The sequence below is a fragment of the Pseudoalteromonas sp. S554 genome, from assembly GCF_005930865.1.
GTDB lineage: Bacteria > Pseudomonadota > Gammaproteobacteria > Enterobacterales > Alteromonadaceae > Pseudoalteromonas > Pseudoalteromonas marina.
Map to the genome: position 1 here is coordinate 21,147 of NZ_PNDV01000021.1, position 14,308 is coordinate 35,454.

Genomic DNA, 14,308 nt, shown 5'->3' on the forward strand with positions numbered 1-14,308 from the left:
TAAGATCCCAGCATACTATTTAAAGCCTAACGGAATGCGTGACTCAAGTGCCTAACTACTCCTCTATTTGTATTTTAAGACTCTCTGCTATTGGTGATGTATGCCATGCTGTTAGTGCTGTTCAAGCAATTCAAAAAGCGCACCCTAATGCAAAAATAACCTGGGTAATGGGTAAAGTAGAGGCTATGTTACTTGCTGATTTACCAGGCGTAGAGCTGGTGATCTTTGATAAAAAAGAAGGTAAGGCTGCGCTTAAAAAATTAAAAAACACCTTTAATGGTAAGCAGTTTGACGTGCTTCTTAATATGCAGGTGGCATTAAGAGCAGGCTTTGTAGCACGCTGTATACCTGCAAAAGTAAAAATAGGCTTTGATTGGGCACGCTCAAAAGAACTACACAGTTTGTTTATAAATAAACGTATAGCCCCACAAAAAGAAGCGCATGTGCTAGAGGGATTTAAAGGGTTTGCGGGTGCAATTGGTGTAGATGATTACACGCCTACATGGCGAATGCCTTACAACGCACAAGATCAAAACAAAGCAGATGAGTTACTAGGGCAAGAGTATTTAGCCAACAAGCTATTTGTAATTTCGCCAGCGGCTAGTAAAGCTCAGCGAAACTGGTTGCCTGAACGTTATGCTGTACTTGCTGACTACGCGCATGAGCAAGGTTTTAATGTTGCTTTAACCGGCGGGCCTACTGAGCTTGAAGTAAATTTAGCGAATAACATTATAAAACATAGCAATAGCCCAATTTTAAATTTAGTTGGTAAAACAAAGCTTAAAGAGCTGCTATGTGTTTTAAAAAGAGCTGATTTAGTCCTTGCCCCCGATACTGGCCCTGCTCATATGGCAGTAACGGTTGGCACACCAGTTGTTGGTTTATATGCTCACTCGAACCCTGCACGCACTGGCCCTTATTTATATCAAGATTATGTGGTAGAGGTTTATCATCAAAATTTACTTGATCAAACGGGTAAAACTGCGCAGCAAGTCCCCTGGGGTACCCGAGTTAAAGGGGATGATTTAATGAGCCAAATAACGACAGATAGCGTAAAAACAATGTTTGACCATGTTGTGAACAAAGAGGGGCTTGAATGAGTATTAAACTACATAAAGCGCTTTTTTTAGACCGTGACGGCGTGGTAAATGTAGACCACGGCTATGTATATCAAAATGAAAAGTTTGAATTTATTAAAGGCATTTTTAGTACCTGTAAAACATTTTTCGACGCGGGCTATAAAATTATAGTAGTCACAAACCAATCAGGCATTGGGCGAGGTTATTATACTGAGGCTGAATTTAAAGTGCTTACTCAGTGGATGAAAACGCAATTTAGTAACCACGACATTAAAATTGCCGATGTTTATTTTTGCCCGCATCACCCTAAAAAGGCGTTGCCCGAATATTTAAAGCAATGTGATTGTAGAAAGCCAGCCCCAGGCATGTTGCTGCAGGGCATAAAGGAGCATAATATTGATCCTGAGCAGAGTATTATGGTTGGTGATAAGCTCAGTGACATGCAAGCCGCTCAAAAAGCCGGTATTGCAACCCGAGTATTAGTGCGCTCGGGGCAAAGCTTTGACGAAAGCGCAAAGCAACATGCTGATTTAGTGATTGATTCAATAGATGATTTAACTAAACGTTTACCGTTATGAAAACACGCTTTATTTAAGCGTGTAAACTGGCACATATTCCTTACATTGAGCGCGTTTGCGACGAACTGCAAACCGTGCATTTTTCTCGTTAAACTTTTACAATACACACCATCATAAACAGTGGCATAAACGTTGTTGTTTACCCGTTCAATTAAATGGAGACTACAGATGAGAGCATCTGCTTTTTTTAGCCAATTACAAGAGCAAATTGAAGACGTTAAAGCCCAAGGCCTTTATAAAAGCGAGCGTATAATTACCTCGCAGCAACAAGCTCAAATTGAAGTAGCATCTGGCGATAAAGTTATTAACTTTTGTGCTAACAACTACCTTGGCCTAGCAAATAGTCCTGAGTTAATTAAAGCAGCGCAAGGCGGTTTAGACGACCACGGTTTTGGTGTGGCCTCTGTGCGTTTCATCTGTGGTACGCAAGACATTCACAAAACACTTGAGCAAAAAATTAGTGCATTTTTAGAAACCGAAGACACCATTTTATACTCTTCTTGTTTTGATGCTAATACAGGCTTGTTTGAAACTATTTTAGGTGCTGAAGATGCAATTATTTCTGATTCACTTAACCATGCTTCGATTATCGATGGCGTTCGTTTATGTAAAGCTAAGCGTTTTCGCTATGCAAATAACGACATGGCTGACCTAGAAAAGCAATTAATTGCCGCAGACGAAGCGGGCGCTAAAACAAAGTTAATTGCCACTGACGGTGTGTTTTCTATGGATGGCGTAATTTGTAATTTAGAAGCCGTGTGCGATTTAGCAGATAAGTACGATGCGCTTGTTATGGTTGATGACTCTCACGCTGTAGGTTTTGTTGGCGAAAACGGTAAGGGCACACCTGAGTACTGTAACGTACTTGACCGTGTAGATATAATTACTGGTACATTGGGTAAAGCGCTGGGCGGCGCATCAGGTGGTTACACCTCAGGTAAAAAAGAAATTGTTGAGTGGTTACGTCAGCGTTCTCGCCCATACTTATTCTCAAATTCATTAGCGCCTTCAATTGTAACTGCATCAATTAAAGTACTAGAGATGCTTGAAAATGGCGGCGAACTTCGCGCTAAGCTTTGGTCAAATGCGAAGTACTTCCGTGAGCAAATGGAAGCAGCAGGCTTTACCTGTGCAGGTAAAGATCATGCCATCATTCCTGTAATGCTAGGTGACGCTAAAGTAGCCTCACTTATGGCTGATAAATTACTTGCAGAAGGTATTTATGTGACTGGCTTTTCATTCCCTGTTGTACCAAAAGGCCAAGCACGTATTCGTACGCAAATATCAGCAGCGCACAGTATAGAGCAGCTAGATACAGCGATTGCAGCCTTTACCCGCATTGGCAAAGAAATGGGCGTTATTTAATTTTTTAAAACTAAGAAATGACTTGGTTTTTGTGAGCGTAAATTATGAAAGCATTATCTAAATTAAAAGCAGAACCGGGTATCTGGATGACAGATGCACCTAAGCCTGAAGTGGGCCATAACGATCTGTTAATTAAAATACGTAAAACAGCGATTTGTGGCACCGACGTTCATATTTATAAATGGGACGAGTGGGCGAGTAAAACAATTCCTACACCTATGGTTGTTGGTCATGAGTACGTTGGTGAAGTGGTTGATATGGGTCAAGAAGTTCGCGGTTTTTCAGTGGGTGACCGGGTATCTGGCGAAGGTCATATTACCTGTGGGCATTGTCGAAATTGTCGTGCTGGACGTGTGCATTTATGCCGTAATACCACAGGTGTTGGTGTTAACCGCGAAGGCGCGTTTGCTGAGTACTTAGTCATTCCAGCATTTAATGCATTTAAAATTCCAGACAACATATCTGACGAATTAGCCTCTATTTTTGACCCATTTGGCAATGCTGTACACACAGCCCTTTCGTTTGATCTAGTAGGAGAAGATGTACTAATCACTGGTGCCGGTCCTATAGGTATTATGGCTGCAGCTGTTGCAAAACATGTAGGTGCGCGTCATGTAGTAATTACTGATGTTAACGAGTACCGATTAGAGCTTGCCCGCAAAATGGGCGCAACTCGCGCGGTGAATGTTGCAAATGAAAAGCTTGAAGATGTTATGACCGACCTAGGCATGACAGAAGGCTTTGATATTGGTCTTGAAATGTCGGGCGTGCCAAGTGCATTTAATTCAATGCTTAACAATATGAACCATGGTGGCAAAATTGCCATGCTCGGTATTCCACCATCAGACATGGCAGTAGATTGGAACCAAGTTATTTTTAAAGGTTTAGTGATTAAAGGTATTTATGGTCGCGAAATGTTTGAAACCTGGTACAAAATGGCAAGTTTAATACAGTCAGGTCTTAATTTAAGCCCAATCATTACACATCAATATTCTGTAGATGACTTCCAAGCTGGCTTTGATATGATGATTTCAGGTCAGTCAGGAAAAGTAATTTTAAACTGGGATTAATTCCATAAAAAATTGCAAGAAGGGCGGCTATGGCCGCCTTTTTTATTTTATTTATTAAAGAGAGTTCAATGGCATTTAAACATATATCTATTGCGCAAACGCATGAGTTATTAGACAAAGAAGACGTAGTAATTGCAGATATACGCGATCCTAACTCGTATCAAGCAGGTCATATTCCGGGATCCGAGGCACTATCGAACGCAAATATTGCCCAGTTTATGATGGAAAAAGAGTTTGATCAGCCCATTATTATTGTTTGTTACCACGGCATGAGCTCGCAAGGTGCTGCAAGTTACTTAGTTGAGCAAGGTTTTGAGGATGTATATAGCATGGATGGTGGTTTTACAGCCTGGGAAGCGGCCTACAGCGAGAATGTTGAACGATGATAGAGCTTGGCAGTTTAAATAACCCGCGTGCCGCACAAGGCTTTATAGATTATTTAAAAAGCCAAGGTTTAGACGGGCACTTACATTCAACTGATGGTAGTCACGTTATTATTAGCGTATCTGAAGAGCATTTTCATCAGGTACAGCCGCTTTGGGCTGAGTTTACTCAAAACCCAGGCCATTCTCGTTACCAGCAAGCTTCTTGGAGTGTAGGTAGTACGCAATCACCTTTAAAATACCAAGGGCAATCGCTTAACCTTAAAGCGCGGTTCAAAGCGCTGAGTTGGCTTAATCAATCGGTAAGTGTACTCAGTATTGTTATTTATGTTGCATTTTTACTGGGTGGTTTCGAGAGCATTTATTCTGCATTACAGTTTAACCCCTCATACCCATTGACGTGGTTTACGCCAGCCTTGGTTCACTTTAGTGCTATACATATTGTGTTTAACTTAATTTGGTGGATATCGCTTGGTGACAATATTGAAAAACAATGCGGAAAATTGAGCTTAATTGGCCTGTTTTTTATTACTGCTTTAATTAGTAGTTGGGCGCAATATTTAATTGTTGGGCCTAATTTTGGTGGGCTAAGTGGCGTGGTATACGGCTTACTGGGGTATTGCTGGATCCATAGCTTTTTAAATCCAGAAAAACCCGCATTGGTGAGTACCTCAATTATAGGTTTTATGCTTGTTTGGTTAGTACTTGGTTTTGCTGATGTGTTGTTTATTGGAATGGCTAATTGGGCACATTTAGGAGGGCTAGTGAGCGGAATGGCGTTTGCCTACACCGCTCAACTGTTTACTAAAAAGCATACAAATAGTTGAATTTAGTGGTACAAATACTTTGTAAATAGTACTTCACGTATAATTTCTTGGCCTGTTTCTTCTTTTAACAGGCTTTTTAATTTTTCTATACATTTTGCGCGAATTTCTTCTCGACCAGTCAATGACTTTATTTTTTCTTCTGGCTCTTTCGAAAAAATCTCTACAATAGCATCTCTTAATAAAGGGGTATGATGTTCAACAATGGCAATGTCTGAATTGTTACTAAGCATTAGGTCAACGGTAACGCGCACGTAACCCATTTTTTTACTTGATGCGCCAATATAATTAGTAATTATGTCAGGTTCAAAACCAAAATAACCAACCGTTGACTCTGCACGGGCACTTAGGCTCACTAAACTCATAATTAATGTAAAAAGACCTACGTATACTATTTTTTTCATATTTAAAGCGTTTCCGAAAACCTGTTGTAAATAGTTTATACTTAATAATAGGTAATAAACAGCGCCAAGCAATTATTTATATTAGTTACTTAGGTTGGTGAATAGGCACTTTTTCAAATGCTTAGGCAATGTTATCATTTGCTTGGATTATATTTTATTGAGTTATTGTGACAACTTTTCCTTTATCTTTATCAGCTAACTGGCTATCGGATATACAAACCGATGACTTAACACCTACAGAGCAAGAATGGCTTTTTGAGCCGCATTCTTTAACCGCTAAGCTAAAAAGTAAAGCAACCTCTTTTAGTGTAAAAGTACTCAGCGAACAGGCGTTTAATTTAAGTCATGAACAACAGCAATTACTAGGCTGTAAAACGTCATCGGCGTTAAACCGAGAGGTGCTTCTGTTGTGCGATAGTAACCCCATGGTTTACGCTCAAAGTTGGCTGCCAAATAACCAAACGCACAACTCGCTTCATAATATGGGGGAGCGCCCTTTAGGCGATGTTATTTTTCAACAACCTGAGCTTGTTCGTCAAAATATTGAAATCGCGCGTTTTGATAGCAAACATTCATTACAGAATTTGGTTACCCAGCTAAATTTACCAACTCAAACTCTATTAGGCAGGCGTAGCGTGTTTTCGTTAAATGATTACCAATTTTTGGTGGCGGAAGTATTTTTACCTGGGGCGTACCTTTACTCATGAAATTAGCAGGTTTAAAAGCAAAACATTTTTCTTATTATTTACAGCTTATGCGTGTTGATAAGCCCATAGGTACTTTATTGCTTTTATGGCCAACCTATTGGGCTTTATGGCTCGCAAATAGTGGGATGCCGAGCTTAATTAATTTTATAGTGTTTACTTTGGGGGTTGTAGTAATGCGTAGTGCAGGCTGCGTGATAAATGATTTTGCAGATAGAAAAATAGATGGTTCTGTAAAACGCACAGCCCAACGTCCTCTTGCATCTGGTACTGTCGCAAGCGGCGAAGCGCTAAGTCTATTTTTATTACTGATCACTTTAGCGTTTATTTTGGTTTTAATGCTGAGCGTTAACACTATTTTATTGTCTGTTGGAGCACTTGCGCTCGCGTTTTGCTATCCGTTTATGAAGCGATATACCCAGTTGCCACAAGTCGTGCTGGGTGCAGCATTTGGTTGGGCAATTCCTATGGCTTATATGGCATCTATTGATGCATTACCTCTTCAGGCTTGGTTGCTGTTTGTTGCTAATGTATGCTGGACGGTTGCGTACGATACCATGTATGCCATGGTCGATAGAGATGATGATATTAAAATTGGTGTTAAATCTACCGCTATTTTATTTGGTCGCTTTGACCGCCATATCATTTTTATATTAAATGCTCTATTTATCGCACTTGTTGCTTATATTGGGGTAATTAACCAGTTAAATATGGCTTTTTGGGCTGGATTACTTATAGCCACAGCATTACTCGTTTACCAACAAGTATTAATTTTAAAGCGTAATAGAAACGAATGCTTTAAAGCTTTTTTAAATAATCATTATGTTGGTATGGCTATTTTTATTGGTTTATTGCTCTCGTACCCCATTAACATTTAGCTATATTAACGAGGTGGATCAACTATTCCGCTAATGGATGCGTTTTTTCTAAACCAGCCAGCAATTGAATACCGATTATCTACTGCTGGTAATACTTCGTGAACAAAGCGTTCGCTTTCAAATAAAACTAATGTCCCCGCTTCTGGCGAAATGCTCACTTCAACCACTTTGCTTTTAGGCTTATAAATAACAAGCTCACCGCCCGCATTGGGCGTGTTTAAGTATAAAACGCTAGTAAATACTCTATTAGATCGTCCTTTAAATGCATCGACATGTTTTTTATAAAAATCACCGTGAGTGTATTTTGCGTAGTGGCATTCGTAATCAAACAGCCCCATAAAAAAAGTGCGATTGAGCGTTGTGCGAATACTTTCCATAACAGCTAGGTAGGTTAATTGTGCTTGGGACGAACCATCAAACCAATAAGTTTTATCTTTTCGAATATTATCGTCAATTTGTAAATGATTTAAGCGACCAATACCAGCATGGCTAAAATGCGGATTTATGCGATAACAATCAGCCATTAAATTAGCTATCAATTCTTTGTTTAAGGCATTGGGAATAACTGTATAACCGCGGCTTTCAATATCGTTATAAAACGGGCCATCGGTTGAAAAGTTGATCATTTAGGAGGTTCTTTTTTTGAAGGTGCGCCAGTTTAGCCGAAAAAGAGTAAAAAGCTATTGTTTTATGTCGCACCTGTCTCAAAAAAGAACGCTGAATTAATTCAGGGTTGTGGCTGCTTTTTTAATAAGCGAAAGCAAATGTGCTAAGTGCTCCGTAACTGTGGTTTGTTGGTTTGTTTGAACAATTAGTTGCTCATGGCTTAAATCTTTATTCGTTTTTAACTGAACAAGATCGGTGTGTTCTGCCACAGTGTTTGCATGCTCAATGCTGGCGATTGCAAAACTATCGGATTTAATAATGCCAGAGATAACCTGTTCAATACTGCCCATTTTGATAGTTGATGATTTATTTAAAGAATCAATGGCCTCGTTCAGCATGCTTTGAACTTGTTTTGATTGAGAGAAACAACCAAAGGCTGAATAGGAGTCTAGTTGGTGTTTGCTTATGTCATTTTTTTGGGCAAGCGGGTGATGCTTAGATACAAATAAAATAAGCTGATCAGGTAAATGAATATCACTACCAATGCTATTTACAGCTTGAGAATAAACGCTAATGTCTATTTCACCTTCCTGAAGCTTGCGTGTTAACTCATGCTGTTCTTGCAATTGCATTTCGATTTTTACATGTGGGTATTGCGCTAAAAATTGACCGCATGAAATAGGCACAATGTTACTCGCTTTATTAGTATAACCAATAATGAGTTTTTCATCGGCATTGCCATGAACAGACTGAAACAGGCGTTTTTTGGTGTTTTCTAATTCGCCAAGTGTATTTTTGGCGTAATCTAAAAATAGTTCGCCTTCAGGAGTCAGTTTTACTGAGCGGGTTGAGCGCGTAACTAACTCATAGCCCATTTCATCTTCTAGGGTCTGAATACTGCGGGTAAGTGCAGAAGTACTAATTTTTGTTTTTTCTGCGGCTTGTCTGAAGTGGCGTAACACACCCAGTGCTACAAATTGTTCTAATTGGTCAAATCTCACTTTATAGTCCCTTTTTATAAGTAAGTTGTGATGTACTAATACATCAATTTTCTGTCAGTCTAAGCTATTAATAAATATATCTAAATTTAAAAAAGATAAACTACACAATATATTTGTTTGCACAATAATAAAAGTGTAAAGATGTTAAAAAGTATTAACCTTTAGACTAAAGACTAATAATTTTTTATTTACCTAACATCCTTATCTGGCAAAGTTAATACTAAAAAGCAGGTATAAATCTATAAATAAAAATATTAGGTAAATTTATTATGCTAATTAATGAAAAAGTATGCCACAAAGTAGGGCATTGATTAAGCAATAATTAAAATATTTGCACGAATTTTAGTCTTTTAGCTTGTTTTATTATCAAAGTTTTTGTTTGCTCTGTTACTTAATGGTTTGTTTTCAATATTTTGAAGTTCAATTTCTATTGCATCACATGAAATATGAATTTCAAATAAAGACGTTAGTAAAGATAAACTTAAACAGGTTAGGCTTACGCCAAATAAAATAATTCCTGTGGTATTAAACTCAATAAAAAGAGCAAACATAGACAAGGTACATAATAAAAAAGAGCCTACACCGTAAACTTGCATAGTTCTTATGAGCTTTATGCGCTTTCTTAAATTGGTAATTTGCGCAACCACCACAGGGCGAATTGACTCGCCTTCTCTGGCATTTAACTCTCTTATTAATTGCGCAAGTACTAAAAATCGGTTTGTATAAGCAAGAAGTAACAAAGATATAGCTGGAAAAAGTAGACCCGGAGTTGTAAGTGTCATGCTTGCGCCTTTTTGAATATTGTTTAATAAATTTCTCAATACCTTAAGGTATTGTACACACAAAATAATCGAGGTCGATATTGCAAACTTATAAAAACACAACAGATAGTGCTTTTAATTGGATAACAATTTATAAGGCAGCCAACACGTTAGAGGCTAATATTGTTAAGGGGTTAATTCAAGCGGGTGGAATAGAGTGTAAAGTTGCAGGAGAAATGCTTCAAGGTGCACTTGGGGAAATTCCTTTCGATCAGGCGCAAGTGAGTGTGCAGGTTTATGCGATAAAAGAGCGCCATGCGCGACAAATATTGGTAAACTATCAGCAAGTAAAACAATCCGCTCCAGATTGGGTTTGTCCTAACTGTAATGAGCATAATGGATCAACATTTGATTTTTGTTGGTCATGTGAGACGTTAAAGAATGACTAAAGCAAATAATTTTCAGCGTATTAGAGAGCTAAACTATTTACAAAAAGCGGTATTAGCAAGTGCGCTAATTGAACGTATGTTGCCAAATTATGGTTTATTTAGTGAGGCTACGGGGTTTGGTGATGAAACGTTACTTCGTAATGCGCTTAATGTTTGTTGGGAAAAAATCTTACTGCCAAAAAGTAAGATTGACTTAGAAAAGCAAGTTGAAAAAGTGGAACCTAATGTTCCAGAACTCGCTGATTTTGATATGTTTGGTACATACCCAGCTATTGATGCGGCAACGTCATTACTGAGCTTGATGCATGGTTTAATGGCACAAGACGATAAAGAGTTTGTAAGTGTAAGTAAAATTTCGCAAGCAACCGTTGCGCGCTTTATTGAATACCAGATGACAGTTGAAGGTGAAATTGCAGACAACACGGCTGTTAGGGAGCACCCTTTAATGCAGTACGAAATTGAAGTGCTAGCCGAGCTTATTGACTTTGTTGAAAGTATGGGGCGTATTACTTCAGAAAGTGTAAAGGCGCTGAAAAAATTTGCTGTTGTTGATGGTCAAACAAATATTGGTTTGGCGTTATAAACAAATTAAGTAACTTGAACTTTGGTTAAGTAGTGATAAAAAAGCAGGAGAAGTACAGTGCGAATTTTAGGCATTGAATCGTCATGTGATGAAACAGGTATAGCAATATATGATGACGAGAAAGGCTTATTAGCTCATCAGTTATATAGCCAAGTAAAAGTACATGCTGACTACGGTGGCGTGGTTCCCGAGCTGGCGTCACGCGATCATGTTCGTAAAACGCTTCCGCTTATTGATGCAGCTTTTGCTCAAGCTGGTTGTGGTCCTGAAGACTTAGACGGTATTGCTTATACAGCCGGCCCTGGTTTAGTTGGGGCGCTATTAGTGGGTACTTCAATTGGTCGCTCATTGGCTTACGGATGGGATATCCCTGCTGTTGCGGTTCATCATATGGAGGGGCATCTACTTGCTCCCATGCTTGAAGACAAGGTGCCAGAGTTTCCGTTTATTGCTTTACTTGTTTCTGGTGGCCACACCATGATGGTAAAAGTTGAAGGAATTGGCCAATACGAAGTATTGGGCGAGTCTGTTGATGACGCTGCAGGTGAAGCCTTTGACAAAACAGCTAAGTTATTAGGTCTTGATTACCCGGGTGGTCCCCGCTTAGCAAAATTAGCAGAGCAAGGTATTCCAAAGCGATTTATCTTTCCTCGCCCAATGACAGATAAACCCGGACTTGATTTTAGTTTTAGTGGATTAAAAACTGCGGCGTCGATTACCATTCGTGAAAATGACGATGACGAGCAAACTAAAGCAGACATCGCGCATGCATTTCAAACCGCTGTTATTGATACCTTGGTTATTAAATGTAAGCGAGCGCTAAAGCAAACAGGTATCAAGCGTTTAGTGATTGCGGGCGGTGTAAGTGCAAATACCCAGCTTAGGCTTCAGCTTGAAAGAGTCATGCAGGGTATGAAGGGCGAAGTGTATTATCCGCGTACGGAGTTTTGTACTGATAACGGTGCAATGATTGCTTATGCCGGTATGCAACGTTTAAAAGCAGGGCAGTTTGCAACCCTTGATATGAAAACTAAGCCTCGGTGGCCAATAGACAGCCTCGAGCCTATTTAAGTGCTTGGTTATGTTGGTTTGTTTTCATCAGTGGGGGCTTTTTTAGCTCCCACTTTTGGTTCTTCACCAGCAAATAGTCTCACTATGTTTGTTCGATGGCGAAAAATAATAAGCACCGTAATAAAAACCACTGGCAGTGTATAGAGTGGCTTAATTAACCACGTATAAAGCGGTGCGAGTAAAACGGTGACTAGGGCGGCAAGAGAAGAATAGCGACTCACTGCGACTATAATTAGCCAAGTAGTAATTAATAACCCAGCTAGGGATAAACCTATTGGGAGTAAAGCCCCAAATGCTGTTGCGACGGCTTTACCTCCTTTAAAATTAAAAAATACAGGGTACATGTGGCCTAAACAGGCGCCAACGGCAACTAAGCCAAGTACCAAAGGCTCAAGTTGTAAAAAATAAGCCCCCCACACGGGTATCGTGCCTTTTAAAATATCAAAAACAAGAACTAAAACAGCAGGAAAAGCGCCACCTAAGCGGTAAACATTAGTTGCGCCTGGATTATTTGAGCCATGTGTGCGGGGATCTTGAAGTTTAAATAGACGCGACACTAAGATAGCCGATGAAATCGACCCAAGTAGGTACGCTAAAACAAACATCAAAATAGCTAACACATAGTTCCTTATATTTTTATCGTTATACCCATTACATTTAATGCAATTAACATCGTTTTTGGGCTATTATTGGCGGCAAAATTTATCGTGAAAATTAATATACTTCTACCAAATTTAGCTAAACGCGTTATTTTGCTATTGTAGAAGGAATTTTTACATATTTAAACACTGATTAAAGCATATACAATATTAATTTATAATTAGTTTATGTGGTTAGAACAGTTGTTGGTCTTTTGGAGTATCAATGGATAAGGTATTTATATCTCAATTGCACGTCGACACTATTATTGGAGTGTACGACTTTGAAAAAGAAAGTAAACAGAGCCTTTATTTTGATATTGAAATGCTAAGTGATATTAAACCAGCCGCCGCAAATGATGACATTAATTTAGCACTTGATTACGCAAAAGTAAGCGAGCGTGTCATTGCGCATAGCACAGCTAAACCTGTTGAGTTACTTGAAACACTTGTTGAACAATTGGCAGACATTATTTTAACTGAGTTTAATACAACACAAGTTAAAATAAGAGTGAGTAAACCTGCTGCAGTTGCGCAAGCGCAAACTGTTGGAGTAGAAATAACACGTAATAAGGCAAGCGTTTAAATGGCGCAAATATTTATTAGCCTTGGGTCAAATATTAACAAAGAGCACTATATGCAAAGTGCCTTAAAAGCACTTAAAACGCATTTTACGAATATAGAGCACTCGTCTGTTTTTGAAAGCGAAGCTGTCGGTTTCGTAGGTAATAACTTTTATAATTCGGTCGTTGGGGCAAAAACAGATAAGCCGTTAGCTGAAGTGTGTGCATTACTAAAAAAAATAGAGCGTGATAATGGTCGCACACCGAACGATAAAAAGTTCAGCCCAAGAACCCTTGATTTAGATTTATTGTTTTACGATGATGTGATTTGCGATAGCCCCGCGCAATTACCACGTGACGAAATAACTAAGAATGCATTTGTATTACAGCCTCTCAGTGAGGTTGCCCCCGGTTTTTATCACCCTGTAGCTAAGCAAACAATTGCTCAATTATGGAATGCATATAATAACCCTCAACAAAAACTATGGAAGGTGGAGTTTTCTAACCCATGAGTATTTTAGAAATAATAATTTTAGCGCTAATTCAAGGTTTTACTGAGTTTTTACCCATATCTAGCTCGGCACATTTAATTTTACCCTCACAAATATTAGGGTGGGAAGACCAAGGACTTGCTTTTGATGTTGCAGTGCATGTAGGGACATTAATAGCGGTTGTTATTTATTTTCGTAAAGAGGTGGCTGATATTCTTAGTGCGTGGTTTAAATCGTTTGGCACACAAGGCAAAACAGACGACAGTAAACTCGGCTGGTGGATTATTTTAGGGACAATACCTGCTGCTGTACTTGGTTTGTTACTTAAGGATTTTGTTGAGTTATACCTACGAAGTGCATGGGTCATTGCAGCCACGACGATTATTTTTGGCCTATTGCTTTGGTACGCAGATGCTAAAGGGAAACAAGTTAAAACAATTTATCAACTTAATTGGAAGTCGGCTTTAATGATTGGCTTGGCGCAAGCCGTTGCTATGATCCCGGGTACCTCTCGTTCAGGTATTACAATGACAGCGGGTTTAATGCTAGGCATGAATAAGCAAAGTGCAGCGCGCTTTTCGTTTTTACTCGCTATTCCTGTAATTTCAATGATGGGGCTTTATTACACAATAGAACTTGCATTGGGTGACCACGTTGTTGAATGGGGTACATTGCTGCTAGGTGTGGTACTGTCTTTTTTATCTGCCTATGCGTGTATTTATTTATTTTTAAAAGTGATTGAACGAATGGGAATGTTACCTTTTGTAATTTACCGGTTAGTTTTAGGCTTGGGTTTAATTGTTTTTTTAAGTATGTAGATTAATTTACTTTGCAAAAAGCCTTCTAATTTAGAAGGCTTT

The 14,308-nt window shown here is 39.0% G+C and carries 19 protein-coding genes; 14 read left to right on the forward strand and 5 right to left on the reverse strand.

Going from position 1 to position 14,308, the window contains the following annotated elements:
- Positions 1-38: 38 nt before the first annotated feature.
- From CWB65_RS05165 to glpG, 6 genes are all read left to right on the forward strand, one after another.
- Positions 39-1,100, forward strand: a complete 1,062-nt coding sequence (locus CWB65_RS05165) for a glycosyltransferase family 9 protein (RefSeq protein ID WP_138740088.1) — start codon at positions 39-41, stop codon at positions 1,098-1,100.
- Positions 1,097-1,657: a D-glycero-beta-D-manno-heptose 1,7-bisphosphate 7-phosphatase gene (gene gmhB / locus CWB65_RS05170; RefSeq protein WP_138740089.1), complete on the forward strand. Its 561-nt coding sequence runs from the start codon at positions 1,097-1,099 to the stop codon at positions 1,655-1,657. The genes CWB65_RS05165 and gmhB overlap by 4 nt, the downstream gene beginning before the upstream one ends.
- Before the next feature lie 168 nt (positions 1,658-1,825).
- Positions 1,826-3,022 carry a glycine C-acetyltransferase gene (locus CWB65_RS05175; RefSeq protein ID WP_006791581.1) on the forward strand — a complete coding sequence of 399 codons (1,197 nt, stop codon included), beginning with the start codon at positions 1,826-1,828 and terminating at the stop codon, positions 3,020-3,022.
- 44 nt (positions 3,023-3,066) lie between these two features.
- The gene (gene tdh, locus CWB65_RS05180) at positions 3,067-4,092 is read left to right on the forward strand and encodes an L-threonine 3-dehydrogenase (RefSeq protein ID WP_006791580.1); all 1,026 of its coding nucleotides are present in this window, start codon (positions 3,067-3,069) and stop codon (positions 4,090-4,092) included.
- Between the two features lie 68 nt (positions 4,093-4,160).
- Positions 4,161-4,478 (forward strand): thiosulfate sulfurtransferase GlpE, encoded by a 318-nt coding sequence (glpE, locus tag CWB65_RS05185; protein ID WP_033025582.1) that lies wholly within the window; start codon positions 4,161-4,163, stop codon positions 4,476-4,478.
- Positions 4,475-5,302 (forward strand): rhomboid family intramembrane serine protease GlpG, encoded by an 828-nt coding sequence (gene glpG, locus CWB65_RS05190; protein ID WP_008130667.1) that lies wholly within the window; start codon positions 4,475-4,477, stop codon positions 5,300-5,302. The genes glpE and glpG overlap by 4 nt, the downstream gene beginning before the upstream one ends.
- Positions 5,303-5,304: 2 nt before the next feature.
- Here the strand turns inward: glpG and CWB65_RS05195 are convergent, their stop codons facing one another.
- Positions 5,305-5,703 (reverse strand): flagellar basal body-associated protein FliL, encoded by a 399-nt coding sequence (locus CWB65_RS05195; RefSeq protein ID WP_008130669.1) that lies wholly within the window; start codon positions 5,701-5,703, stop codon positions 5,305-5,307.
- Positions 5,704-5,870: 167 nt separating this feature from the next.
- On the opposite strand from CWB65_RS05195, the gene CWB65_RS05200 reads away from it, so the two are divergent.
- Both CWB65_RS05200 and ubiA read left to right on the forward strand, forming a co-directional pair.
- On the forward strand, positions 5,871-6,410 hold the full coding sequence (locus tag CWB65_RS05200; RefSeq protein ID WP_008130670.1) for a chorismate--pyruvate lyase family protein: 540 nt from the start codon (positions 5,871-5,873) through the stop codon (positions 6,408-6,410).
- A complete protein-coding gene (ubiA, locus tag CWB65_RS05205) occupies positions 6,407-7,285 on the forward strand; it encodes a 4-hydroxybenzoate octaprenyltransferase (RefSeq protein ID WP_008130671.1) in 879 nt (292 codons plus the stop codon). Before CWB65_RS05200 ends, ubiA begins: the two co-directional genes overlap by 4 nt.
- Positions 7,286-7,290: 5 nt before the next feature.
- On the opposite strand, the gene CWB65_RS05210 is transcribed toward ubiA, so the two are convergent.
- The 3 genes from CWB65_RS05210 to CWB65_RS05220 all read right to left on the reverse strand — a co-directional run bounded on the left by CWB65_RS05210 (position 7,291) and on the right by CWB65_RS05220 (position 9,674).
- Positions 7,291-7,911: a 2OG-Fe(II) oxygenase gene (locus CWB65_RS05210; protein WP_138740090.1), complete on the reverse strand. Its 621-nt coding sequence runs from the start codon at positions 7,909-7,911 to the stop codon at positions 7,291-7,293.
- 96 nt (positions 7,912-8,007) lie between these two features.
- The gene (locus CWB65_RS05215; protein ID WP_006791573.1) at positions 8,008-8,892 is read right to left on the reverse strand and encodes a LysR family transcriptional regulator; all 885 of its coding nucleotides are present in this window, start codon (positions 8,890-8,892) and stop codon (positions 8,008-8,010) included.
- A gap of 350 nt (positions 8,893-9,242) precedes the next feature.
- On the reverse strand, positions 9,243-9,674 hold the full coding sequence (locus CWB65_RS05220; protein WP_006791572.1) for a DUF2721 domain-containing protein: 432 nt from the start codon (positions 9,672-9,674) through the stop codon (positions 9,243-9,245).
- An 80-nt stretch (positions 9,675-9,754) separates the two neighbouring features.
- Here CWB65_RS05220 and CWB65_RS05225 point away from each other — a divergent pair, with 80 nt between their 5' ends.
- The 3 genes from CWB65_RS05225 to tsaD are packed head-to-tail and all read left to right on the forward strand — an operon-like array spanning position 9,755 to position 11,756.
- On the forward strand, positions 9,755-10,102 hold the full coding sequence (locus CWB65_RS05225; RefSeq protein ID WP_008130594.1) for a putative signal transducing protein: 348 nt from the start codon (positions 9,755-9,757) through the stop codon (positions 10,100-10,102).
- Entirely contained in the window at positions 10,095-10,685 is a 591-nt protein-coding gene (locus tag CWB65_RS05230) for a YjaG family protein (protein ID WP_008130596.1), read from the forward strand. Before CWB65_RS05225 ends, CWB65_RS05230 begins: the two co-directional genes overlap by 8 nt.
- A 57-nt stretch (positions 10,686-10,742) precedes the next feature.
- Complete coding sequence (tsaD, locus tag CWB65_RS05235; protein ID WP_008130598.1) at positions 10,743-11,756, forward strand: tRNA (adenosine(37)-N6)-threonylcarbamoyltransferase complex transferase subunit TsaD; 1,014 nt, start codon at positions 10,743-10,745, stop codon at positions 11,754-11,756.
- A gap of 8 nt (positions 11,757-11,764) precedes the next feature.
- On the opposite strand, the gene plsY is transcribed toward tsaD, so the two are convergent.
- A complete protein-coding gene (gene plsY, locus CWB65_RS05240; RefSeq protein ID WP_006791568.1) occupies positions 11,765-12,376 on the reverse strand; it encodes a glycerol-3-phosphate 1-O-acyltransferase PlsY in 612 nt (203 codons plus the stop codon).
- Positions 12,377-12,620: 244 nt separating this feature from the next.
- On the opposite strand from plsY, the gene folB reads away from it, so the two are divergent.
- Genes folB through CWB65_RS05255 form a run of 3 tightly spaced genes read left to right on the forward strand, consistent with a single transcriptional unit; the run spans position 12,621 to position 14,266 of the window.
- Entirely contained in the window at positions 12,621-12,980 is a 360-nt protein-coding gene (gene folB, locus CWB65_RS05245; RefSeq protein ID WP_006791567.1) for a dihydroneopterin aldolase, read from the forward strand.
- Positions 12,981-13,469 (forward strand): 2-amino-4-hydroxy-6-hydroxymethyldihydropteridine diphosphokinase, encoded by a 489-nt coding sequence (folK, locus tag CWB65_RS05250; protein WP_006791566.1) that lies wholly within the window; start codon positions 12,981-12,983, stop codon positions 13,467-13,469.
- Complete coding sequence (locus tag CWB65_RS05255) at positions 13,466-14,266, forward strand: undecaprenyl-diphosphate phosphatase (protein ID WP_138740091.1); 801 nt, start codon at positions 13,466-13,468, stop codon at positions 14,264-14,266. Before folK ends, CWB65_RS05255 begins: the two co-directional genes overlap by 4 nt.
- Positions 14,267-14,308 lie beyond the last annotated feature (42 nt).